This is a genomic window from Streptomyces sp. NPDC017202, assembly GCF_044331705.1.
Classification (GTDB): domain Bacteria; phylum Actinomycetota; class Actinomycetes; order Streptomycetales; family Streptomycetaceae; genus Streptomyces.
Map to the genome: position 1 here is coordinate 16,682 of NZ_JBIRNP010000017.1, position 21,830 is coordinate 38,511.

Below are 21,830 nucleotides of genomic sequence, written 5' to 3' on the forward strand. Positions count from 1 at the left end.
TACGCGTTGATGGGTCGACCACCAGCAGGGAAGAGGGGCTGTCAGACCGCTGTGGCAGGGTGAGTCCCGGACGGAAGATTCGTCCGGAACGGATCCCGGAGAGAGCCCAGGGAGCAGCACGTGAACAGCCCCGACACCGCCCCGCCCAGGCACCGTTCGGCGCGGCGACCCTCGGACCTCACCACGATCACGGCCTGGTGGCGGGGGCTCGGTGGCGACGGGTTTCTCGTGCTGCCGCCGCCGAAGCGGGGCCGCTACACCCAGTCCGACGGCCATGAGGACGCCGCCGCACTCCTCGCGGCGCGGGGGTTCACCGGCCCCGCTTCCTTCGCGTACTGGCACTGGCAGTCCCATGAGCGTGCCTTCGACCGCTCCGGCACCCTGACGGGCGAACTGATGCTGCACTGGGGCGGCGACCACGCCGCCGTCGCCGCCGGGCTCGGCGAGGGGCCGACCGGTTTCCTGGTCGTCGACGGCGGGCCGCGGGGCGCCTTCCGGCTGGACCGGGTCACCCACCGAGACGATGCGGGCCTGCCCGACCCCGTGGACCCCGACGGCGTACGCCAGTTCCTCGACGCGCTCGACGAGCCGGTGGACCGCAGTGCTCCCTCCTTCCGGTACCGACCGCTGTCCCCGGCCGAGGCCGAGTGGCTCCATGATCGGCTGTGCGACCCCCTGGATCTCTCCGCCGCGACCCGGTTCGCGGTCTCGCTGGAACGGCGGGACGGGCTCACACCCGACGAGACGGAGCGGCTGCTGCGCGCCTGGCGAGTGGGGTACGAAGAGCGGCCCGCGGAGTGGGGCGCCGGGCCGGCACTGCTCCACGCGCTGCTGCGCCACGGCCACGAGGAGGCTTGGGAGATCGTCGCCGTCCTCGGCTCGCGCGCGTCCGGTGTCCTGTGCCAGGTGCCGTCCGAGCGGGGCCTGGCAGTCGTGCGGGGGCTCGCGCTCGCCGGCGACCGCGGTGCGGTCCCCGCCTGGCTGGCGCTGCACCGGTCGCTCCACGAGCCCGACGCGGTACGGGCCGCGGCCGCCATCGCGGCGGAACTGGCCGCGCACGACGTCCCGGAGACCTCACTGCGCGGGCTGTACGACGCGCTGATCGGGGGCGTCACGGCAGACTGGTGCCGGGAGACGGGGGCGGACCACCGTGCCGGCCGGTTCTATGCCGCCCTTGCGGCGGTCCGCTTCGGCATCGACGAACGGCTGCCGTACGCCCTGCGCGTTCTCGCGGCGGGCGCGGCCCGCGACCGGGTGGATCTCGTGCGGGAGGAGGCGCTCCGGCCCGGTCGTTCCGTGCTTGTCGGCACTGGCACCGCCGAGGTACTGGCCTCCGTGGACCGCTACGAGGCCGCCCGGGAGGGGCTTCTGTCCGGCACCGGACCCGATCTCAGCACCTATGAGGGCGCGCTGGGCGACGTGTGGCACCGGTACCGGACGCTCACCGACGGCGACGTGCGCTGGCTGCGGGAGCGGGTGGCCGACCCAGAGACCGGTTTGCAGGGGCTCGGTTTCTGCCTCGAACTCCTCCTCGCCCACGGCCTGGCCACGGGGTCCGACGTGGAGGCGCTGCTGCCGCGCCGGCTGAAGGACCTCACCAAGAAGTACGAGACCACGTACACCGAGTGGCGCCATCCGCTCGTCACTCTGACCTGTCTCGCCCTCGACCTGGACCATCCGGCCGCGGGAAAGCTGGTCTCCTGGTGGAACGGAGCCCGGCCGGTCTGGAAGGACAAGCTGCGGCTCCTCACCTATCTCGGCGCCCCCGACGAGGCCAAGGCCGCCGAGCTGTGGGACTTCGTCACCTCGCCTGCCCACGACGTGGGCCAGTTGATGACCTGGGTGCTGGTCCGGGCCCGCCTCGACGGGGAGCACCCGCTGCTCGTGGCCGACCGGCTCCTGGGCACGCCGGGCATCCGCGACCACGTCCTGCACCGGGTGCTGATCGGTGTGGCCGACTCTGGACAGCCGCTGTGGCATTACGCCATCGACTCCCGCAGTCGGGGCTGGTGGCAGCGTGCCCTGGAGGTCGCCGAGCACCCCCGCCTCTCCCCAGAGGCCCGCGCAATCGGACTGCGGACCGCCCGCGAGCACTGCCTGATCCGCTACCCGGACCAGCTGAAGCCCTCGCCGACCGAGACCGAACGCGCGGCGGCCCTGGCCTGGATCGACCGGCACACCGACGGCTGAGGCCCTTCGTCCGGATCACCGAGCGCACCAGAGGAAGATGCTCGCAATGCGGAGTCCGGCCAGGTAGATCGTGGCCATCTGCGCGTTCTCGGAATGAGGCTCGTAACGGTGGGACGGTAAATCGTTCGGTGTGCGACACGGAGGGTTTTCCCTCCTCACACGGCTGCGTGAGGGTCCGCCCATGCCTCGTCCCAACGGGACGAGGCATGGACGGAGCTCGGCTCAGAGGCCGATGGTGCCCGGGCCCGCGCCCCGCATCACGGCGTCCTTGACGGTCTGCGGGTCGTCGACGGTGTAGTCGTAGTAGTCCGCCGGGTTCTCGACATTGCCTCCCGTGACCGGTTCGCCGGTGTCGCCGACGAAGACGTTGTTCCGTTCGACGATGTTGCCCTCCGGCCCCGAGTAGCTGTTGGTCATGGGCTCTTCGACGTCGTCGAAGTAGTTGCCCTCGACGAAGCAGCCGGAGTCCGCGTTGCAGGCCGGGCCGGTGTCACTGTTGTCGAGGAAGTAGTTGTTGTAGATGTGCACCGGGTCACCGAAGCGGGTGCGCGGATTGCGCTGCGGGGTACGGTCGTACCAGTTGTGGTGGTAGGTCACCTTCAGTCGGCCGATGTCCTGGGCGCCGTTCTTGTCGGAGTGGCCCAGCAGCATGTTCTTGGCGTGGTGATGGGTGTGGTTCCAGGAAACGGTGATGTAGCTGGAACCCCGCTTGATGTCGAGCAGCCCGTCATACCCGGCGGACAGGTCGTTGTGGTCGATCCAGATGTGGTGCGAGAACATCTGGACGTTGATGGAATCGTCACTGGCGTTCTTGAAAGTCAGGTTGCGGACGATGACGTTGTGCACGGCGTTCGCGGGCGGTGAGGTGACGTTGTCACTCACCGGGAGGCCGATGTTCAGGCCGCCGCCGGAGACGCCGGAACTCGCGCCGACACCGACGATCGTCTTGTCGGAGCTGACGTCGTACATTCCGGCGGGCAACGTGATCATGCCGTTGACGCGGACGGTCCTCGGGCCCTCGGCCTTGACGGCGGCGATGAGGTCCGCGGCGGTGGAGACCGTGACGGTCGGACCGCCCGCGCCGCCGGTAGTCCCGTTCTGCCCCCACGCGCTGACGCTCGCGAACCCGGCGGGCGCAGGTTCCGCCAGTACGGCGGGGGCCGTCGGGGCGGATGAGGGGGCGGCGGCCGTGGCGGTCAGAGCGGCCATGGCCGTGAGGAGGAGAGTGCCTTTACGGTGCATCGTGTGCCTCCCGGGCTCTCAGGCGATCCTGCCGACACCGACGCCGGCCGGGACGGTGGTGGGGACGGTCGACGTGGCGTCGAGGGTGTACGTGTAGAAGGTGCGCGGTTCGATCACGGTGCCCAGCGTCTGGGGTGCCCCGGAGTTGACGTAGAGGTTGTTTCGCTCGACCACCCGGCCGGGTCCGCTGTCGTCGTAGCCGGAGTAGATCGGGTGGGCGACGTTCTCGAAGTAGTTGCCTTCCACCAGCACGCCCGCGTCCTCGGTGGACGCCACGCCGTAGAGCCGGTTGTTCCGGTAGTGGTTGTTGTAGACGTGCACCGGCTCGGCGAACCGGACGCGTGGGTGGCGCTGGTCGGTGCCGTCGAAGAAGTTGTGGTGGTACGTCACGCGCAGCTTGCCCCGGTCGGCTGTGTAGCTGTCGTTGTGGCCGAGCAGGCACGTCTTGCTGTGGTCGTGGAAGTGGTTCCAGGAGACGGTGACGTAGTCCGACTCCCGCTTGATGTCGAGCAGCCCGTCGTAGCCCTGCGAGAAGTCGCAGTGGTCGATCCAGACGTGGTGGGCGCGGTTGGTGACACTGACGGAGTCGTCGGAGGCATGGGTGAAGCGAATGTTGCGGATGATGACGTTGTTGCCGGGCCTGGTGGTGGAGCCGAGTTGGAGACCACCGCCGGTGATCTCGGCGGTGGAGCCGACGCCAAGGACCGTCTTGTCGGCCACCACGGTGATCATGCCATCGATCTCGATGCGGCCGGACACCAGGACGGTGTAAGGGGAGTTGCGACCTACGTAGTCGGCGAGCTGGGTACCGGTGGTCACCGTCACGGTGGGTCCGGCTGCGCCGCCCGTGGTGCCGGGCAGGCCGAGCGCGCTGACACTCGCGAAGCCGTCGGCGCTCTGCGCCGCCACGGCGGCGAGCCGGCCCGGGCCGGTGGCGGCTCGGGCGAGTGGTGCCGCGCCAACTGCCGGCAGGGCGGCGGAAGCCGCAGCGGCGGCGGTGCCTGTGAGCAGGCGGCGGCGGGTGATCGGGGAAACGTCTGGCACGAGAGCTCCTTCAGATCCGGCCGGCGCCGGCACCGGCGGGCACGATGACGGGGAGGCTCGCGGGGGCGTCGAGGGTGTACGCGTAGAAGGTGCGCGGTTCCACGACGGTGCCGAGCGTCTCGGGCACCCCGCAGCGCACGTAGACGTTGTTCCGTTCCACCACCCGACCGGGTCCGCTCTCGTCGTAGCCGGAGTAGATGGGGTGGGCGACGTCCTCGAAGTAGTTGCCCTCCACCAGCACACCCGCGTCCTCGGTGGACGCCACGCCGTAGAGGGTGTTGTTGCGGTAGTAGTTGTTGTAGACGTGGACGGGTTCGCCGAAGCGGACGCGTGGGTGGCGCTGGGCCGTGCCGTCGAAGAAGTTGTGGTGGAAGCTGACTCGCAGCTTGCCCCGGTCCTGGCCGCTGTTGGCGTCCGAGTGGCCGATCAGCATGGTCTTGCTGTGGTCGTGGAAGTGGTTCCAGGAGACGGTGATGCAGTCGGCGCCGCGCACAATGTCGATCAGGCCGTCCGCTCCCGTGCTGAAGGTGCAGTGGTCGATCCAGATGTGGTGCGAGGACTGCTGGATGCTGAGGGAGTCGTCGTCGGCGCCGGTGAACCGCAGGTTTCGGATGATCACGTTCTGTCTGCGGTACATGTCCAGGCCGCCGCCGGTGATCTCCGCGTCGGTGCCCAGCCCGACGATGGTCTTGTTCGAGCGGAGGCCCTGCTTGCTGCTGATGCGCAGAGTCCCCGAGACCTGGATGACGTAGGGCTCGTTGCGGTCGCAGTAGTCCAGGAACGTGTCAGCGTCGGTGACGGTGACCACCGGTCCGCCGGCTCCGCCGGTGGTGCCGGACAGACCCAGCGCGGGGACGCTCGCGAAGCCGTCGGCGCTCTGCGCCGCCACGGCGGCTCGCGTCCGTCGTACGGAGGCGGGCGCGGCGGCCCACGGGTGGCCGTTCCCGCCGGTGGCCGGCAGAGCGGCGGAGGCCGCGGCGGCGGCGGTGCCCGCGAGCAGGCCGCGGCGGGTGATGGAGGGGAAGTTCCTCATCCTCGTCTCCGTCCCTCAGATCTTCCCGGCGCCGGCCCCGGCCGGGACGACGGTCGGCACCTCGGCCGCCCGGTGCAGGGTGTAGGCGTAATACGTGCGCGGCTCGACGACCGAACCCCGTTTCTCGATGGGGTGGTTGCACTCGACGAGGACGTTGTCGCGTTCGACCAGGCGGCCGGGTTCGCCGCTGAAGTCCACCCGGGCGGGATTGTTCACGCTGTGGAAGTAGTTGCCTTCCAGCACCACTGCGGCGTCCATGGCGGACGCGACGCCGTAACTGTTGTCGCGGTAGTAGTTGTTGTAGACATGCACCGGTTCGGCGAACCGCACTCGCGGATTGCGCTGGTCGGAGGCGTCGAAGTAGTTGTGGTGGTAGGTGACGCGTAGCCGTCCGCGGTCCTGGGCGGCATTGTCGTCGTCGTGCCCGAGCAGCAGCGTCTTGTCGTGGTCGTGGAACCGGTTCCACGACACGGTGACGAAGTCCGAGCCGCGTTTGATGTCCACGGCGCCGTCGTCACCGTCGGAGAAGTCGTTGTGGTCGATCCAGATGTGGTGCGAGAACATCTGGATGTTGATCAGGTCGTCCGTGGCCCCGTCGAACGACAGGTTACGGATGATGATGTTGTGCACTGCGCCGGCGGGTGGCGAGATGACACCACCGCTCACCGGAAGGCCGATGTGCAGACCCCCGCCGGTCAGGCGGGCGGTGCCGCCCAGACCGATGATGGTCTTGTCCGAGGCGACCGGGTGCATGCCGTCGCTGGAGCCGGTGGGCAGCGTGATCGTGCCGCTGACCTGAACGATCAGAGGTTCGGGACGCGAGATGTAGTCGAGGAGCTGCGCCGCAGTGGCAGCCGTGACAACCGAGCCGCCCGTGCCACCGGTGGTGCCGTTCTGTCCCAGGGCACTGACGGAGGCGAAGCCGTCGGCGGTCTCGGCAAAGGCAGAGGCTGAGAGGGCCGCGGCGGCGGAGCCGACCGGCGAGGTGGTGAGGGTGGTGGCGACCAGTGCGGCGGCGATCAGTCCAGCTCGAGACGCACCGCGTCTGAATAATCGCATGACAGGATAGCCCTTTCTGTACCGTCTTTCGAGCATGCCGAAGAGGGTGCTTATTGGAGGGCTGTGCTGAACAGATGCCGGCTCACTTGAAGGCAAGCGCTTTCTGTGAAAAGTAAAGCCCTTGTCTTGAGCGCGTCAACAGGCGTGCACATGCACAAAAGCGCACGCCCTCAACAAAAGCAAACAGATGCCGGCTGGAGTGAGCGTCCCCGGGATCGGGGGCCGGCGCCATGGAGGGCCCGGCCAGGGGTTCACTTGGATCAGCCGTTCGTTGTTCCAGTAGCGGCGCTCGGTCCGGAAGCAGTGGCTCAGGTCACACCTGCGGCCGAGCAGCGCTCGCGAGAACCACAGCGGTGCCCCGTCCAGAGCGGCCACGATCTGCGCGTTCATCCCTTGACGGCGGTGCTTCATCGAGTAGTACGGCTCGTCCGCCGCGATGCGGTCGGCGGTGATCAAAGCGCCGTCGAGGATGACGAAACCCTTCCGGGGGCGACTCGCGCAGGTTCGGAGCACACTCGGTGAGGAGATTGACCGTCTCGCTCACATAGCAGCCAACGGTGGCGGCGGAGACGCCAAACCCTGCTGCGACCTGGGCGGCAACCTCGGCCACGACGACACCGCCTCGGTCTGCCCCGGTGCGGCGGGCGGCCTCCGCCCGGGAACGAGCTGGCTACGTGACCAGGCCCGCGGAGGCGCCCGTCGGGAAAGTTCTTCCCGCGCGGCTCACGCCTCGCAGCCGACGGAGCCTGGAGAAGGCCGTAGCGGTCTCCGGTCCGCCGAGGTCGGAATGCTGGCCGGCATGACCGAGACCGAGTAGTCGGATGCGTTCCGGATCCTGCAGAGGGTGATCCATTCCCTGCGCGACGGCAACGACGGTGCACAGCTCGTTCCCGGCGCACGTATCGGCGGAATGCCACGGACGAGCGGCGCAGGCCGGGGCTGTCGTGCATGTCGGCACTGCTGCTCGTACACCGCGCGGGCATAACCACCCTGGCTGGACGGTGCCGGAAAACCGCGCCATGGAGTTACTCACCTGACGCGAGCAGAGGCGTTCAGTGTCATGCGCTGTTGACGAGGATTTTGGTGTTCAGCGCGCAGGAGCCGGTGCTGCTGCCTCCTGCGGCTGTTCCTCCTCCAGATACGCCTCACGCCCTCCCAACCATGCCACCGCGACCGCGCCTGACACCGCCAGGACGAAGCCGAGCACAGCCATCCAGGTGAGACCAGCCCGTGAGGCGTCGCCGAGCCAAAGCACGCCGATTGCGCCGGGCAGCACGGTCTCACCAACGACCAGGGCGGCCGTGGCTCCGTTGACCGAACCGATCTGCAAGGCGACGGTGTGCAGGTACATCCCACCTGCGCCGGCCGTCACGATCGCGTACAGGGCAGGATCTGTAAGCATGGCGGCCGGATCGAGGGGGGCGAGGCCGTTCAGAAGACGTACGCCCACGCCGAGCGCGCCGAAACCGAGTCCGGACAGCAGGCCGGCAAGGATTGCGGCGCGGGGACCGAGGAGGCGTACCGCGAGCGTGCCGCCTGCCATGAGAGCGAGCGAGATCGCCAGGAGCCACCAGTGCGTGGAGATCGGGATGCCGTGCGCACTGCCCTCTTCGCCCGCCGCCGTTGCGAGGAGAACGAGTGCCACGCAGACCACGCCGATGGACATCCACTCGGCGCGAGTCAACCAGATACCGAGGAGCCTGACACTCAACACGGCAGTGATGATCAGGTTGGCGCTGATCACGGTTTGCGAGAGGAATAGGGGCAGTAGCCGAGCGGCCAGTGCACCCATCGCGAAGCCCACGAAGTCAAGGACGGTACCGATCACGAATTCCCAGGTCATCGCGGCCTTCGCCGTCGAGGAGAGGCTGGGCCCGCCGTATTGGGTGCGGGCAGTAGCGGCCGCGTGGTTCTGCGCGGACCTGCGGGATCCCACGGCCTGCAGGACTGACCCTGTGCCGTAACAAACGGATGCCGCAACGGCGGTCAGCAAGCCGGTCAACACAATTCGCTCCGCTCCTGACGGGCACCGCCTCAGCGCCATCTCGGTTGACCAGACGGCGTACGGGTCTGGTGCGTTGCCTCCTTGGATAGTTCCGTTTACGGGACTGTCCCCTCGGTCCTTCGGTGCGTTGGTCAGGGCGCTGCGTCGAGAGGAAGCGGGTGTCTCCCGCCCGTGGCGGCCCTGGTCGTTGCCGCTGGAGGACCGGGTGCTGCTCGTGGTGGCGTACCGGCGCACCAACCTGACGCTGCGGCAGTTGGCCCCGCTGTTCGCAGTGTCGAAGTCTGCGGCCGCGCGGATCGTCCGCTGCACCGGCCCGCTGCTCGCGCTCAAGCAGCGCCAGCGCTTCCGCAGGGGCGCCGTTCTGATCGTGGACGGCATCTTGGTGCCCACCCGCGACCGCGCCATTGCCCAGCAGTCCAAGAACTACCGCTACTCCACCAATCACCAGATCGTGCTCGACGCGGACAGCAGCTTGGTCGTCGCCGTCGGCCGGCCAGTGCCCGGCAACCGCAACGACTGCACGGCATGGGGAGAATCAGGCGCAAAGGCCATGGTCGGCCGGGTTAGCACCATTGCTGATGGCGGCTACCGCGGCACCGGGCTGCTCATCCCGCACCGGCGTGCTCCAGGCGAGGAACTTGCGGCATGGAAGGAGCAGGACAACGCCTCGCACCGCCGTGTCCGTGCTCGCGTCGAGCACGCCTTCGCTCGCATGAAGACCTGGAAGATCCTCCGCGACTGCCGGCTGAAAGTCGAGGGCGTCCACTACGCGATGCTCGGCATTGCCCATCTGCACAACCTTGCGCGCCGCGCGTGACTGCACTCACCGAAACAACTGCCCGGTCACGATTCGGTGGGCAGGAGCTGGACCAGGCCGACCCAGTTCTCCTCGTCCGCCCTGGTGGGGCTGGCTCGAACCCTCCAGCGGCCGGCGGGCAGCAGGACCGGTGCCTGGGCAGGCATCCCGCCGCCGGGATACTCGATGCCCAGTTCGGAGCCTGCTTCAGCGGAGTCCATGAGCACGGTCGGACCATCCGACGCCCATGTGCCGTACTCCTCCCAGTCGGTGGCCGGGTCTGCAAGGACACCCTCTGCTGCGGCCTTCAGCCCGGCCTCGGAGTCGGCGGCAAGCCGCCGCAGGAACGCTCGGTGCTCAGGCAGATAGCAGCTGGTAGCGGGCTCGTCCGCCAAAACCAGCGCCTGCGCACCGGTCTCCCTGATAGTGATCACACCAGCCAGATCCTCCACTGCACAGGCCCGGTCGTAGTCGTCTGCCGCAGTGGCGTCTCCCGCCATGACCCCCGTCTCCGTGCATCCGCGCCATGCCGCCAGAGCGGAGACAGGGATGACGATCAAAGGTCCGCCCATCGACTCCACCCAGACAAGAGGGGTGTGGGACGCGTCGACTGCGGTGGAGAAAAGGCGCTCATGCCGTCAGTGTGTCCTCGCCCACTGACAACGCCCGCGCCTGCTCAGTGGCGCCCAACACAGGGAAACAGCCCGGCGCCTGCCGCAATCAGCGGTTACGGGACAGCCTTTGAACTGCTCGCGGCCTGATCAACTCACCGCGGTGTTGCTACGACCCCTGGAATTCGCCCCGGCAGGGGCCTTTACGCGCCGCACGGGGTGCAGGAGCCGCGCTGTTTTCTCCTGCCTTCTGCGCACAGGACGGGCCCGCTGACCTGCTATGGGGTACCCGGTGGAGGGGGCCGGGGCGTCCACGGCAGGACGGCCCGGGGCCTGCTGGACGTGGATCTTTACCTCGCCGTCGGCCGGCGGCCTCCCGACAACCAGTGTGCCGGTGTCGGCCTCGGGCACGCCCCGGGAGCTTCGTGACTACTTCAACCGTTGGCGGATGCGTTGCCGTGCCCAGAGCGCCGAGACCGTGGGCACGATCGCGGGGCGTTCATCGCGGCCGGAGGCTCAGGAACCAGCCATGTTTGTGGGCGCGGTCCAGCCGGTAGCTCGGATCCACTCGGCCAGGTCCAGGGGGGCCGGCTCGATCGAGCGCACCACCGCGAGGTCCGAAGGGTATTCCGCCGCCTTCGCGAACTCGCGGAACATCGCCTTGTCGAGGTCGTTGGGAAGCACGCTCAACGGGAGGGCCTCGTACCGTGCCGGGAGCCCGGCGCGCGCGCCGAACGCCGCGGCGATCTGGGGGCCCGTCAGTTCGTCACCGACGAGGTCGACGGCTCCGCCGGGCGCCTCCGCGGTGTCGAGCAGGAGCGCGGCGGCGACCCGGCCGATGTCCCTGACCGAGATCATCTTCAGGGCGACGTCCTCCGGCAGCGGCAGCCTCAGCACGATCTCCCCATGCTCCAGGCTCGGTGCCATCACGCTCGCGAAGTTCTCCATGAAGGCGGTCGCGCGAACCATCGCGGCCCTGAGGCCGGACTTCCTCAGGTGCTCCTCGATCGAGTGCTTCGAGTCGTGGTGCGGCACACCCGACTCCCGGTCCGCTCCGAAGACCGAGTTGAACACGACGTGCGGGACGCCCGCCTCGACCGCCGCGTCGACGAGCGCGGTACCGATGCGGATCTCCGCCTCGACCTCTTCGAGGCTGTTCGCCTCCGGGGTCATGAAGTAGAACCCCTCGACCGTCGCCAGCGCGGCGGCCAGCGACGCCGGGTCGTCGGCCCGGATGGCCGCCAGCTCGACGCCGCGGGCGGCCAGCGCCTGAGCCCGGTCGGACTGCGGGTTGCGGACCAAAGCCCGCACCCGCGCCTTGTGGTCCAGCAGCGCGTCGACCACCGCCCCGCCCTGTTGCCCCGTCGCGCCGAAGACTGCGATCGTGCCGGCTGTCTGTGTGCTCACCGCTGCCACCCTTCACTAGTTCACGGCGTGAACAAAATTAGTTCACGGCATGAACGTCGTCAAGGTGCGGGTGTAGCGGGACCTCACGGCGTGATGGGCTGGTTCGAGGTGGGCGAAGAGAGGTCCGAGGTGTCCACGATGGCGGTGGCCACGCGCTCGAAGTCGCGCTGGTCGTCGGCGTCGAGATTCCTCGCGATCTCGGGCAGGCGCTTGGCGACCTCGGCGTAAACGGCCTCGCCGAGCACCTTCCCCGCGGGCGTCGCACTGAGCATGACGACCCGTCGGTCCTGCGCCGAGCTCGCCCGGCCGACCAACTCGCGCCGCGCGGTGCGATCGACCAGCTGGCTCAACGCGTTCTTGGTCATACCCAACGACGCGGCGAGATCAGCCATCTGCCGCGGCTCGTTCCTGACTGCGCAGAGCAGCGTGGCCTGCGAGGGGGTCAGGTCGAACCCGGCGCAGATCTGCGCGTACTTGCGCTGAATCACAACCGAGAGCCAGAAGAGCTTGTCGCCATAGTCCACGCCGACCTCCCCGGTCCGACAACAAACGATCAGCCTACTCATCGCGGGCCGGCAGTCTGCACTGGGCGGCCTTCCAGACTCGGCCATTGGCATTCGTCCCACAATGTGGGTCATAACGGTACCGCTGGCCGCCTCCTGGCCGGTCCTGGCGTTGAGCCCCGCAGGCAAGATGCGCGAACTGCCGCTCACCGTCACGTCAGACCATCCTGGCCGGACAGGCGATACAGCTCCGTTGCCAGAAGCAGCCGAAGGATGAACGGCTATCCGAGCCCCGAGCAGGACTCGCCCCCGTGCCCCGCACGGGCTGAAGGCGGCGCTGCTGGAGTACCTGTCCGGCGACGGCGTCCCCCACGGCCTCGACATGAACACCACGGCCAAGCGCGCCTTCCTCGAGCGGTTCCGGGACCTGGTCCTCGTGCCGCGCGGCCTGGACTACCGCGTCCAGTTCCCCGGGCCGGGCGGCACCAACGCGGTCGAGGCCGCGCTCAAGCTCGCCCGGAAGGTCACCGGGCGGCACGCCGTCGCCTACTTCGACCGCGGCTTCCACGGGATGACCCTCGGGTCGCTGGCGGTCACCGCCGATCCGGCCAAGCGCGCCGGGGCAGGCGTACCGCTGCCCCACACCGTGCCGCTGCCCTTCGACGACCCGGCGCAGGACGAGGAGCGCGCGGTGGCCGGGCTCGTCCGGTCGCTGGACACCGCCGCCGCACACGCACCGATGGCGGCCGTGGTGGTGGAGACCGTCCAGGGCGAGGGCGGAGTCCACCCGGCCCGCCCCGTATGGCTGCGCACGCTCGCGTCCTGGACTCAGGACCACGGCACACTGCTGATCGTGGACGACATCCAGATGGGCTGCGGGCGCACCGGCCCGTTCTTCTCCTTCGAGCGGGCCGGGATCGTCCCCGACCTCGTCTGCCTGTCCAAGTCCCTCAGCGGGTACGGGATGCCCATGGCCCTGACGCTGCTGCGCCCCGAGTACGACGTGTGGAAGCCCGGCGAGCACAACGGCACCTTCCGCGGCTACAACCCGGCGTTCGTCACCGCCGCCCGGACGCTGGAGCTGTTCTGGTCCGACGGCGCGCTGGAGGCCAGGACCGCCGCCCTGGGCGAGCGGGTGGGCGGCGCCCTCGCGCGGACCGCCCACCGGTACGGACTGCCCGCGCCGCGCGGCCTGGGACTGGCCTGGGCGCTGCCCTTCGACCGTCCGGGCACGGCCCGCGAGGTGTGCGGCGCTGCCTACCGGAGCGGTCTGCTGCTCGAGACGGCCGGGCCGCACGACGAGGTGGCCAAGCTCCTGCCGCCGCTGACCGTGACCGACGAGCAACTCGCCCACGGCCTCGGCACACTCGACGCGGCCGTCGCCTCGGTGGCCGGCGTGCGGACGCTGGCGGCCTGACAGGACGGGGACGCTTCGGCTCCCGGACCAATTCCCCGGCGGCGTACCGGCCGACGGGCCCGATGAACGGAGAGCGGATGTCGGTCGACCTCGTCGGCTTCCTCGGCGTCGTCCTGGTGGCGTACGTGGTGCCCGGGCCGGACTTCCTCGTGGTGGTGCGGTCGGCGACCGAGCACCCGGCGAAGGGACGGGCGGCGGCGCTCGGCGCGCAGGCCGGGCTGTGCGTGCACATGCTCGCCGCGGCGGCCGGACTGTCGGTGATCGCCGCCCGCTCCCCCCTGGTGTACGACGCCATCAAGCTCCTGGGCGCCGCCTATCTGGTCTACCTGGGGGTGCGGGCGGTCCTGGCGGCCCGGCGGTCCGCCCGCGAGCGGACGCACGGACGGGAGAGGGGCGGCGATCCCCAGGACGGTCCGGCCCCGTCCCCCTCACCTCGGGGCGAGCCGGAACCGCACCGGTGGCGGGCCGGCTTCACCCAGGGGTTCCTCACCAACGTGCTCAACCCCAAGGCGGCACTGTTCTTCCTCAGCATCCTGCCCCAGTTCGTGGACGGCGGGGGGTCGATGGCCCGGCAGATCTTCTTCCTCGGCATCCTCGACGTCGTCATCGGCGTCGTCTACTGGTTCGCCCTCGTCACCGTCGCCGCACGACTGGGTGCCCTTCTCGCCCGTCCGAAGGTCCGCCACCGCTGGGAGCTGACCACCGGCTGGCTGTTCATCGCCATCGGCATCGGCGTCTCCGCGACCACCTGACGCGACCCAGCCGCATCGACCGACACCTTCCATGGCCCCCTTTGCCGGCTCCCGGAGCTGTACCGGGGGTGCACCCCAGTAGGTCGAGGGGGCGGGTGTGGGGCGCGTAGGAGACCTCGCGCAGGCCGGCAGCGATGCTGCGGTTCCCGGCCCGACGGAGGGTGTCGATGGCGAGGTTGCGCAGGGTGGCCATGTTCTCCGGGCCGTGCCCCGTTCGGATCTTGGAGGCGTCCTCGGCGAAGGTGGTGTCGCGCACGAAATGGAGCCGGTTCTCGATGGTCCCCTGTGAGCGGGCGAGGTGCGCGGCCTTCTGCGGGGATGCCTGCTGGGCCGTCAGGTCGGTGATGACGTAGACGGTCTGGCGGGTGACCTTGCGCGTGCGGACGTCCGTGCGGTGCCGCAGGATCTTCGCGGCCTGGACCACGTGGGGGAAGTCCAGGTGGAGGTCGGTGACGGTGAGCACGCGGGTGGAGCGGGTCTCGCGCCGCCCGTGCCCGCGTTCGCGGTCGTAGAGCGCCGGGCCTGCACCTGGCTCCGGGGCAGGGAGCGAAGGGCGGCGTGCAGGCGGGGCTGGTTGCCCTTGACCAGCAGGAGGTGGTGAGCGTTCTTGTCCTCGATGAGGTGGCGGGCGGGGTCGCACCGGGTGTGCAGGGCATCCGCGGTGACGGTGACGCCGGTCAGATCGAAGGGCGCGAGCAGGCGGGCGAAGCCGGTGACCTCGTTGGTCTTGGTGGGGACCCGCAGCTGGGTGGCAGTGTGCCCGGTTCCGGTGGCTGCTGCGAGGAGGTGGGCGGCGGCCTGCGTACCGGTGCGCGAACCGCGCGCGGTCTTGCCGTCCACGGCTACCGTGTCGGTCCCGGCAGGGTCGGTGCCGAGCAGGTCGGCCGGGCCGCCGGGGCAGACCGCGACCAGGACGCGGCGAAGGGTGGAGGCGGACGGCGGAGTGCGGACCCCGAGCGGTCCGTGGGCGCGGATGCCGAGCCGGGCGAGGGTGTGCTGGGGAGCGTGGCGGGCCCGTTGCCCGATCGCCAGGCAGGAGCGGGCGCCGGCCAGGGCCGCGCAGACGGCGGTGGGGAGAACCGCGACCAGCGAGTGTCGTCGTCCGCGACGGTCGCGCGGGTCGGGCAGAGCCGTCAACCGGTCCGTCAGCACGGACAGTTCGCGTGTGGCGGGGCTGGGCGACTTGATCAGGCAGGCGGTGGCGGACTGGCGGCACATCGAGGCTCCGGTGATGCAGGGCGACTTTGGCCGGCCCCCCGTCAACCGGAGCCTCCGTGCGTGCGTGACGGCCTCGCCAGTTCCGTCATCCTCCGGTGACCTGCACGACGCCCACCACCCGGACCATGAGTCAGCGCTGACCCCGGACCGGGGCCGAACAGCCCCTCCGGGTATGCCTTCTGGGCTGGTGCCCACAAGACCGGTACGCTGCCGTGGATGGCCTGTGCCGTCGTCGATGCGGGGGGTCGCACATGTCGAACACCATTGTTCTGCTCCTGTCCATCGGCCCGCTCGTCATGGTCCTGGCGATGATCGCCGCGCACGGGTTGAGCGAGAGCAAGGACGCCTACACCGGGGAGGTCACCGGCCGGGGGGTGAGCAGTTCGACCGGTACCTACGGCCCGACGGGCCACTACATGATGCACATCCGCACCGACGAGGGGCGGGAGCTCAGCATCGAGGTGAACGGCCGGACGTATCGGTCGCTCGGCGTCGGCGACCGGGTGGTCAAGGTGCCGGGTGCGCGCTGGCCGGTGCGGTCGGAGTAACGGAGCGAACAGCTCTCCCGCATCGTCCGGCACGCCCTCGCCGCCCGCGGCCACCTCACGGCCCTGTGCCAGGCACTCGGCTTGCCCGAAGGCCCGCGGGCACGCCGACCGGACGCGGGTCGCACCGGGACACCGCAGACCGCGCGCGGCTCGCGCACCGACACCCTCCGTCGGGCCGGGAACCGCAGCATCGCTGCCGGCCTGCGCGAGGTCTCCTACGCGCCCCACGCCCGCCCCCTCGACCTCCTCAGGCTGCCCTGACCAGCAACAGCCTGTGGCCACGACGGCTATGAATCAGCCCTGACCACGTGAAGCACCGGTGCACCGTCGGCCACGGAGCGAAGTCCTTCGGCAGTTGCCGCCAGGAACACCCGGTCCGCACCACGCAGAAGATCGCATCCACGATCCGCCGCCGCGGATGCCTCTCCCGCCGGCCACCCTTCGGACCCACTCGCGCCGAGGGGAGCAACGGCTCCGCCGACGCCCACCGCTCATCCGTCAGGTCCGACGGACACCCACCCCCAGGACTGCTCACTGTGAGCTCGACGAGCGCCTCACCACGGGACACGGAAGACCTCGAATGCGGTCCGAGGCAGAGACCCGGGGTGATCGAGCCGCGTGATGTCTGATCACGTGTCCTCGGTGAGTTTCCGCAGTGATCGAAGCAATTCCGTGCGTTGCGCCTCGTCGAGAGGTGCGAAGAGGTCTTGCAGCACGCCGATCGACAACTGCCGACCCTCGGCGAGTGCTGTGTGCCCCGCCTCGGTGAGGACGTGCTCGAGGCGTCGCCCGCGGCCTGCGGACCGGGCGACGAGCCCGCGGTCCACCAGGCGGCTCGCGAGGGTGCCGAACGCCTGATCGCTCTGGAACGTCGCGACGGCGAGTTCGTGCCCGGAGGCCCCCGGCATTCGCTCGATGGCGCGCAGGGCGTCCCACTGGACGAGGCTGACCCCGATCTCACGCAGTGCGGCATCCATCGTGCGGTGGTTCCGGTACTGCGCACGCTTGATCGCCTGGCCGAGGGCTTCGAGGTCGGTCGTCATGGTGCTACATTATCAACATCAGTATATAAACATGTTGATTCATTGAGGAGCGTCATGCGTATCTCCCTCCCCGAGGACCTTCCCGTCGTTCAGGCAGGCGACCCCGAGTCACGCACGGCACTCGTGCTGCACGGCGGCGGCGGGCCCCGGACCGTCGCACCCGTCGTGGGGCACCTCGCGGCCACCATGCACGCGTTCGCGCCGACGCATCCCGGCTGGGACGGCACAACACGCCCCGACTCCATCACCTCGGTCGCGCAGCTCGCAGCCGGCTATCTCGCGCGCCTGCTCGAGCACGCAGAGCATGACGTCGTACTGATCGGGTCCTCGATCGGTGGATGGATCGCACTCGAGATGGCGGTGCAGGCCGCCGATGACGAGCGGTACGCGGGACTGATCGGGGCCGTGGTCGACATCGACGGCGTCGGTGCGGTGGTGGAGGGCGAGCCTGTTGCGGACTTCTTCGCCCTCGACGCCCGCGGGCTCGCCGAGGCCGCCTGGCACGACCCGGAGCGCGGATACGTCGACCCGGCCGGCTTCACCGATGAGCAGCGCGCGATCCAGCAGGCGAACGGACACACGATGGCCGCCATCGCCGGCACGAGCATGAGCGACCCGACGTTGCTCGGCCGGCTCGGCGCGGTGAACGTCCCGACGCTTGTGGTGTGGGGCGAGAGCGACCGGATCGTCACGCCGGCATACGGGCGGGCTGTTGCACACGCGGTGCCAGGCGCGCGGTTCGTCGAGATCCCGGAAGCCGGGCACCTCCCGCACCTCGAAGCCCCGGACGCGACCTGGGCAGCGATCGACCCGTTCCTGGCAAGGCCTTAGTTTGACGTTCATCCAGCTCTGCCACCTGTGATGGTTGCCGCTCGGGGAATGCGGTGGCGAGGTGCTCGAGGAACGGGGCGGCCGGCCAGACACCGGCTGTCCCGTCGGCCGCGAGCAGGTGACGGGCTCGATCAGCGTGCCCGGAGTCGGGCCCGGGCGTGCGCGCACCCGGCCCGACCACGTGGTCGCCGACCAGGGCTACGGCTCCCGGAAGATCCGTTCCTCCCTGCGACGACGTGGCATCGCGCACCCGATCCCCGAACGCGTCGACCAGATCCTGGGCCGGCCGAACCGCGGCACGCGCGGCGGCCGGCCACCCGGCTTCGACCGGTCCCTCTACCGCCGCCGCAACGTCGTCGAACGCTGCTTCGACCGCCTCAAGCAATGGCGCGGACCGGCCACTCGCCACGACAAGACCCGCGAGTCCTACCAGGCCGCCCTCCCCATCGCCTCCGTCCCGCTCTGGATCTGACCTTTGACGACGATCCCTGGCGGCGCCGCTGGTCGGCGCGGAGTCCGAGGTCGCCGTAGCTGTTGTCGACCGGGTTGACGGTGACGCCCGGGGCTGCACACCCCCGCACGGCCTGCCCCAGCTCCTGACCGGCTACCGCTCGGCCATCCCCTCACCCGCAGACGAAACCCGCCTGCGGCTCCTGAGCATGCGACTGACCCGCAGCGCCGTCGGAGCCACGCTCGACGACGACTCCAGCGCTCCGGCACAAGCAGCAAGCGACGCCGCCCTGGCCGCTGCCGGCCTCGTCGACGCCGAACGACTCAGACGCACCGGAGCCGCCCCCAAGGCAATCAGCCCCACCATCGACGCCGCCACCCAGTCGCTGCAGGCAGCCACCACCAGCCTCACAGGTCGAACTCGAGGTGCTCGATGTCCGTGAAGCGGACCTCTTCCAGGCTCCCGGCACGGCGGCCGCCGTCCTGGAAGTACACCTCCTTGAGTGCCTCGGCGGCGATCTCCTGAAGCTCGCGGTCGCCGGCGCCGGCCTCTTGGGCGTCGAAGAGACGGGCGGCGTACTGCGGGGGCAGGGCGACGGTCAGGTGCCGGACGCGGTCCTGGTCCGTCGACCCGATCGGCGCGGTGTAGCCGAGGCGGGCGCGGGTGTCGATGACGATGCCGCCGGTCGTCGCCGCCTGCTGTCTGGCCTTGGCCCGGATCTGCGGCTGCCACCGCTTCTTCACCTCGCGCTCCAGGCGCGCGGCGAGGTCCGGGCGGGGTTTCTTGATCTGATGCTTCACATACCGCTCGACGGTGCGCTGGGAGATCCGCAGCGTCCGGGCAACCGCCTTGGTGCCGCCCAGCTGTTTGACCAGGTACCGCATCTGGGCGCCGGCCGACTTCGGGACCGGGCGTGTGAACGCCCGCTGCACCGCTTGGTCCAGGCCGTCCCCGAACATGCTCATCGCCTGCTACTCCCCGCTGTCCTTGTCCGTGACCTGCCCGTCCTTGATGTACCGGGCGAGGTTGAGCTCGGGGGCGTCGAACCGCTCGCGGACCTCCTCGCCCCACAGGACGCTCTGGGTGCCCTCGTGCTTGACCAGGCCCGGGTTGATGCCGAGCTTGAAGCCGCCCGGCAGCGGCTTGCCGTCCCGGTAGGGCAGGAAGTCCAGCGGGCTGGTGCCGTCGGCCGCGTAGACGACGCAGTCGGACAGGATCGCGACCGGGTACTGCCCGGTGAACGCCGCATGCTTGACGATCTTGCGGTGGAGGTTGACCCGGGTGCGGGAGATGACCGCCGCGCGGATGTCCGGGCGCCACGTCGGGCGGGCAAGGGCCCGCCACGGCTGCCCGGGCTTCCAGCCCTCGCCGCGCGGGCGCTCGCGGAGCTTGCCCAGGCCGCCCTTGACGGTCGCCTTGACCGCTGAGACGGCGATCGCCAGCTCCGGGTCGCGCTGCCGGTAGCCGTCCATCGCGGCGAGGAAGTCGGCCGGGTCCATGTCCGCGTGCACGCCGAGGTCGGCCATCGTGGCCAGGTACGCGTCGCGCAGCCGGTGGTACCAGCCGTCCAAATAGCGGCCGTTCTCGTGGCGGACGTACGCCTCGACCGGGCGCACCTCGTAGCCGAGCTCCACCGCGTAGGCGACCGTCGGGGTGGCGTACCAGGCGGGGCCCTGCGGTTGCTCGCCCTTCGGCGTGAACGGGCTGGGCAGCAGACTCGCGTCCAGGTCCGCCCACGTGTCCTTGCCGACCTTCACCCGCGACAGGTCGACGTGGGAGAGGTCGACCAGCCAGGAGCCGGGCAGCTTCGCATCGAACACCGGGGCGTGGACGTGGGTGGGTGCGCCGAGGCCGACGACCAGGCCGTTGGCGCCGGCGGCGAAGGCCATGTTCACGTCGATGCCGACCAGATGCCGCAGGGTGCACTCGGCGTCCGTCATCGGCCGGGCCCAGTCGTAGGCCTCCTCGAACAGCTTCTCCCCCGGGCCGCGGACGTGGAAGCGCGGCAGATCCTTCAGGAGCGGGTGCCCGTCGGGAGCCTCGCACGGCGCGCAGTCCACCGGGTCCTTGCCCAGGCTGCCGGGGTTGTGCTCGGAGTGCCGCCTGCCGTCGGCGTCGGGCTCGGAGGCGCGGGTCGGCGGGTGCAGCGCGGTCATGAGCTCCAGACCGGTCACGGCGGTCGATCCGCGCGGGGTCATCACCCGGGACGCGTACACGCCCAGGACCCGGGCGAGGTCCGCCGGCGGAAGCTGTGCGGCCTCGCCCCAGTGCCGGGAATCCAGCGCGTTCCACGACGGGATGCACAACTGCACGCACGCCCGCTCCGAACCGGTCGCGGGACGGTAGATCCTCGCCCACGGCCCGAACCCGCGCTTGGTCAGCTTCCACTCCGCGCGGACCAGCTGCTTGATGACCTTGTGGCCCTCCGGGAGCCGCCCGGCATGCCGCTCCTCCTGCGTGAGGGCGACGGGCAGGCCGTAACGCTCCAGCGCGGACGGGGTGAGGACGATCAGCGGGTCGGCGTCCTTGCCCGGACCCGACAGCTTCGGCGCCCCGAGCTTCGCCTCCCGCAGCGTCCAGTCCACCAGGGACGGGATCGACTTCGCGGGCACATCCAGGACCAGGCCGCCGACGCAGTACGCGTATGCCCGACCGTCCGCGTCGACGTCGAGGACCGCGAGCGGTCCGTTCGCGAACCGTGGGTCGGTGCCGCCCGCCGGGGTTCCGGCCGGGGCCGCCTTCTTCGCGCCCGGGCGTCGCGACGTCGACGACGGCCTGGTGGTGCGCGCCGGACCCGTCGCAGCCGCCGGGGCAGCGGCGACGGGGGCGGGGCTGGTCCGGGTGTTCTCGGCTGCAGTCATGTCCGCGGCCACGACAGCCGGGGTCCGGGCTTCAGCCGGGGTCGGTGGGGCGGTGAACGCGGCCCGCACCGCGGGGGCGTCCGTCTCCTGCATCGGCGCTGAGGGCGCCGGGTAGAGCTCCGCGAGCTGGTTCAGCAGCCGGGCGTAGGCGTCGCGCTCCGGCGGGCGGGGTTCGGTCTTGCCGGACTCCCAGGCGCTGACGGTCGCCCGCCGTACCTTCAGCGCGCCTGCCACCTCGTCGATCGTCAGGCCGTGCGCGGCCCGCAGCCGCTTACGCTCCGCAGGCGGCGGCAGCGCAGACCGGGACGCGACCAGCGCATCGACCGCGTCGAACAACTCGGACATCGAACACCTCCTGAGCAACACCCTAACCTGCGAACCGTACTTATCGCGTACGTTTGCCGTACGAAAAGCGCCCATGGCGTTGGTCTCGCAGCCAGCGACGGGGTGGGCGTCCGCGTACGAACCGCATGCGGAAGGCGTTCGCCCGGCCACTCCCCCGGCCCCGCTCGCTGCGGCACTTCGCAGCCCGTCCGGTGAGGATGCGCAAGGCCGGCCTTCGCCTCGCATGAGCCGTACTCGGGGCGGGTGGTGCGGTCAACGGGTCCTGATGAAGCAGAGCGCCCGGCCGTTCTCGTCGGGTGTGGCGTGCGCGCACGCCGTCTCCCACCCGGCGGGGAGCGACGGGGTCGGGCCGGACTTCTCCCAGGCGGGCCGCTGCGGCTCTTCCGGGTCCGGCCACCACAGGGTCAGCCCGCCCGCCACGGCCACGAGGACCAGCCATACCGCCACCGCCCACCGCCACCACCTGCGGCGGCC

19 protein-coding genes and 3 pseudogenes are annotated in these 21,830 nt (G+C 70.2%); 8 read left to right on the forward strand and 14 right to left on the reverse strand.

Annotated elements, in window-relative coordinates; translation table 11 throughout:
• Window positions 1-120 precede the first annotated feature (120 nt).
• Window positions 121-2,190, forward strand: coding sequence for a hypothetical protein (locus ACH4N1_RS26655; RefSeq protein WP_398100769.1), 2,070 nt, complete (start codon window positions 121-123; stop codon window positions 2,188-2,190).
• Window positions 2,191-2,412: 222 nt separating this feature from the next.
• On the opposite strand, the gene ACH4N1_RS26660 is transcribed toward ACH4N1_RS26655, so the two are convergent.
• Genes ACH4N1_RS26660 through ACH4N1_RS26675 form a run of 4 tightly spaced genes read right to left on the reverse strand, consistent with a single transcriptional unit; the run spans window position 2,413 to window position 6,568 of the window.
• Window positions 2,413-3,399, reverse strand: coding sequence for a polysaccharide lyase family 1 protein (locus ACH4N1_RS26660; protein ID WP_398100771.1), 987 nt, complete (start codon window positions 3,397-3,399; stop codon window positions 2,413-2,415).
• Between the two features lie 51 nt (window positions 3,400-3,450).
• Window positions 3,451-4,476 carry a polysaccharide lyase family 1 protein gene (locus tag ACH4N1_RS26665; protein ID WP_398100773.1) on the reverse strand — a complete coding sequence of 342 codons (1,026 nt, stop codon included), beginning with the start codon at window positions 4,474-4,476 and terminating at the stop codon, window positions 3,451-3,453.
• A gap of 10 nt (window positions 4,477-4,486) precedes the next feature.
• Entirely contained in the window at window positions 4,487-5,509 is a 1,023-nt protein-coding gene (locus tag ACH4N1_RS26670) for a polysaccharide lyase family 1 protein (RefSeq protein WP_398100775.1), read from the reverse strand.
• Window positions 5,510-5,524: 15 nt separating this feature from the next.
• Window positions 5,525-6,568, reverse strand: a complete 1,044-nt coding sequence (locus ACH4N1_RS26675; RefSeq protein WP_398100776.1) for a polysaccharide lyase family 1 protein — start codon at window positions 6,566-6,568, stop codon at window positions 5,525-5,527.
• A gap of 653 nt (window positions 6,569-7,221) precedes the next feature.
• On the opposite strand from ACH4N1_RS26675, the pseudogene ACH4N1_RS26680 reads away from it, so the two are divergent.
• Window positions 7,222-7,448 (forward strand): annotated as a pseudogene (locus ACH4N1_RS26680) (MarR family transcriptional regulator); the annotation flags it as partial.
• A gap of 207 nt (window positions 7,449-7,655) precedes the next feature.
• Here the strand turns inward: ACH4N1_RS26680 and ACH4N1_RS26685 are convergent.
• Window positions 7,656-8,573 carry a hypothetical protein gene (locus tag ACH4N1_RS26685; protein ID WP_398100778.1) on the reverse strand — a complete coding sequence of 306 codons (918 nt, stop codon included), beginning with the start codon at window positions 8,571-8,573 and terminating at the stop codon, window positions 7,656-7,658.
• Window positions 8,574-8,610: 37 nt separating this feature from the next.
• Between ACH4N1_RS26685 and ACH4N1_RS26690 the strand changes: the two genes are divergently transcribed.
• Window positions 8,611-9,390 (forward strand): transposase, encoded by a 780-nt coding sequence (locus ACH4N1_RS26690; RefSeq protein ID WP_398100962.1) that lies wholly within the window; start codon window positions 8,611-8,613, stop codon window positions 9,388-9,390.
• A 26-nt stretch (window positions 9,391-9,416) separates the two neighbouring features.
• On the opposite strand, the gene ACH4N1_RS26695 is transcribed toward ACH4N1_RS26690, so the two are convergent.
• The 3 genes from ACH4N1_RS26695 to ACH4N1_RS26705 form a co-directional block, all read right to left on the reverse strand.
• Window positions 9,417-9,941 (reverse strand): Imm21 family immunity protein, encoded by a 525-nt coding sequence (locus tag ACH4N1_RS26695; RefSeq protein ID WP_398100780.1) that lies wholly within the window; start codon window positions 9,939-9,941, stop codon window positions 9,417-9,419.
• A gap of 555 nt (window positions 9,942-10,496) precedes the next feature.
• A complete protein-coding gene (locus ACH4N1_RS26700) occupies window positions 10,497-11,387 on the reverse strand; it encodes an NmrA/HSCARG family protein (protein WP_398100782.1) in 891 nt (296 codons plus the stop codon).
• An 83-nt stretch (window positions 11,388-11,470) separates the two neighbouring features.
• On the reverse strand, window positions 11,471-11,911 hold the full coding sequence (locus ACH4N1_RS26705) for a MarR family winged helix-turn-helix transcriptional regulator (RefSeq protein ID WP_398100784.1): 441 nt from the start codon (window positions 11,909-11,911) through the stop codon (window positions 11,471-11,473).
• A gap of 295 nt (window positions 11,912-12,206) precedes the next feature.
• Between ACH4N1_RS26705 and ACH4N1_RS26710 the strand changes: the two are divergent.
• Window positions 12,207-13,307 (forward strand): annotated as a pseudogene (locus ACH4N1_RS26710) (diaminobutyrate--2-oxoglutarate transaminase); the annotation flags it as partial.
• Between the two features lie 77 nt (window positions 13,308-13,384).
• Window positions 13,385-14,059, forward strand: a complete 675-nt coding sequence (locus ACH4N1_RS26715; protein WP_398100786.1) for a LysE family translocator — start codon at window positions 13,385-13,387, stop codon at window positions 14,057-14,059.
• Window positions 14,060-14,392: 333 nt separating this feature from the next.
• Here the strand turns inward: ACH4N1_RS26715 and ACH4N1_RS26720 are convergent, their stop codons facing one another.
• The gene (locus tag ACH4N1_RS26720; protein WP_398100788.1) at window positions 14,393-15,277 is read right to left on the reverse strand and encodes an ISAs1 family transposase; all 885 of its coding nucleotides are present in this window, start codon (window positions 15,275-15,277) and stop codon (window positions 14,393-14,395) included.
• Window positions 15,278-15,528: 251 nt separating this feature from the next.
• Here ACH4N1_RS26720 and ACH4N1_RS26725 point away from each other — a divergent pair, with 251 nt between their 5' ends.
• Complete coding sequence (locus tag ACH4N1_RS26725) at window positions 15,529-15,825, forward strand: hypothetical protein (protein ID WP_398100790.1); 297 nt, start codon at window positions 15,529-15,531, stop codon at window positions 15,823-15,825.
• Between the two features lie 310 nt (window positions 15,826-16,135).
• Here the strand turns inward: ACH4N1_RS26725 and ACH4N1_RS26730 are convergent.
• Window positions 16,136-16,336, reverse strand: a pseudogene (locus ACH4N1_RS26730) (transposase); the annotation flags it as partial.
• A gap of 118 nt (window positions 16,337-16,454) precedes the next feature.
• Window positions 16,455-16,868, reverse strand: a complete 414-nt coding sequence (locus ACH4N1_RS26735) for a MarR family winged helix-turn-helix transcriptional regulator (protein ID WP_382787872.1) — start codon at window positions 16,866-16,868, stop codon at window positions 16,455-16,457.
• Window positions 16,869-16,922: 54 nt separating this feature from the next.
• Between ACH4N1_RS26735 and ACH4N1_RS26740 the strand changes: the two genes are divergently transcribed.
• Together ACH4N1_RS26740 and ACH4N1_RS26745 are read left to right on the forward strand one after the other, a co-directional pair.
• Window positions 16,923-17,699, forward strand: a complete 777-nt coding sequence (locus ACH4N1_RS26740; protein WP_398100792.1) for an alpha/beta fold hydrolase — start codon at window positions 16,923-16,925, stop codon at window positions 17,697-17,699.
• A gap of 61 nt (window positions 17,700-17,760) precedes the next feature.
• On the forward strand, window positions 17,761-18,171 hold the full coding sequence (locus tag ACH4N1_RS26745; protein ID WP_398100794.1) for a transposase: 411 nt from the start codon (window positions 17,761-17,763) through the stop codon (window positions 18,169-18,171).
• A 386-nt stretch (window positions 18,172-18,557) separates the two neighbouring features.
• Here ACH4N1_RS26745 and tpg read toward each other — a convergent pair whose 3' ends face one another.
• From tpg to ACH4N1_RS26760, 3 genes are all read right to left on the reverse strand, one after another.
• Window positions 18,558-19,115: a telomere-protecting terminal protein Tpg gene (gene tpg, locus ACH4N1_RS26750; RefSeq protein ID WP_398100795.1), complete on the reverse strand. Its 558-nt coding sequence runs from the start codon at window positions 19,113-19,115 to the stop codon at window positions 18,558-18,560.
• A 6-nt stretch (window positions 19,116-19,121) separates the two neighbouring features.
• A complete protein-coding gene (gene tap / locus ACH4N1_RS26755; RefSeq protein WP_398100797.1) occupies window positions 19,122-21,356 on the reverse strand; it encodes a telomere-associated protein Tap in 2,235 nt (744 codons plus the stop codon).
• Window positions 21,357-21,608: 252 nt separating this feature from the next.
• Entirely contained in the window at window positions 21,609-21,803 is a 195-nt protein-coding gene (locus tag ACH4N1_RS26760) for a hypothetical protein (protein WP_398100799.1), read from the reverse strand.
• Window positions 21,804-21,830: the final 27 nt, after the last annotated feature.

Excerpts from the sequence above, each read along its gene's own strand:
- ACH4N1_RS26725 (WP_398100790.1), top strand. The coding sequence starts at position 15,529 with ATGTCGAACACCATTGTTCTGCTCCTGTCCATCGGCCCGCTCGTCATG.
- ACH4N1_RS26715 (WP_398100786.1), top strand. The coding sequence starts at position 13,385 with ATGTCGGTCGACCTCGTCGGCTTCCTCGGCGTCGTCCTGGTGGCGTAC.
- ACH4N1_RS26670 (WP_398100775.1), bottom strand. The coding sequence starts at position 5,509 with ATGAGGAACTTCCCCTCCATCACCCGCCGCGGCCTGCTCGCGGGCACC.
- ACH4N1_RS26660 (WP_398100771.1), bottom strand. The coding sequence starts at position 3,399 with ATGGCCGCTCTGACCGCCACGGCCGCCGCCCCCTCATCCGCCCCGACG.
- ACH4N1_RS26695 (WP_398100780.1), bottom strand. The coding sequence starts at position 9,941 with ATGGGCGGACCTTTGATCGTCATCCCTGTCTCCGCTCTGGCGGCATGG.
- ACH4N1_RS26735 (WP_382787872.1), bottom strand. The coding sequence starts at position 16,868 with ATGACGACCGACCTCGAAGCCCTCGGCCAGGCGATCAAGCGTGCGCAG.
- tpg (WP_398100795.1), bottom strand. The coding sequence starts at position 19,115 with ATGAGCATGTTCGGGGACGGCCTGGACCAAGCGGTGCAGCGGGCGTTC.
- tap (WP_398100797.1), bottom strand. The coding sequence starts at position 21,356 with ATGTCCGAGTTGTTCGACGCGGTCGATGCGCTGGTCGCGTCCCGGTCT.
- ACH4N1_RS26675 (WP_398100776.1), bottom strand. The coding sequence starts at position 6,568 with ATGCGATTATTCAGACGCGGTGCGTCTCGAGCTGGACTGATCGCCGCC.
- ACH4N1_RS26740 (WP_398100792.1), top strand. The coding sequence starts at position 16,923 with ATGCGTATCTCCCTCCCCGAGGACCTTCCCGTCGTTCAGGCAGGCGAC.
- ACH4N1_RS26720 (WP_398100788.1), bottom strand. The coding sequence starts at position 15,277 with ATGTGCCGCCAGTCCGCCACCGCCTGCCTGATCAAGTCGCCCAGCCCC.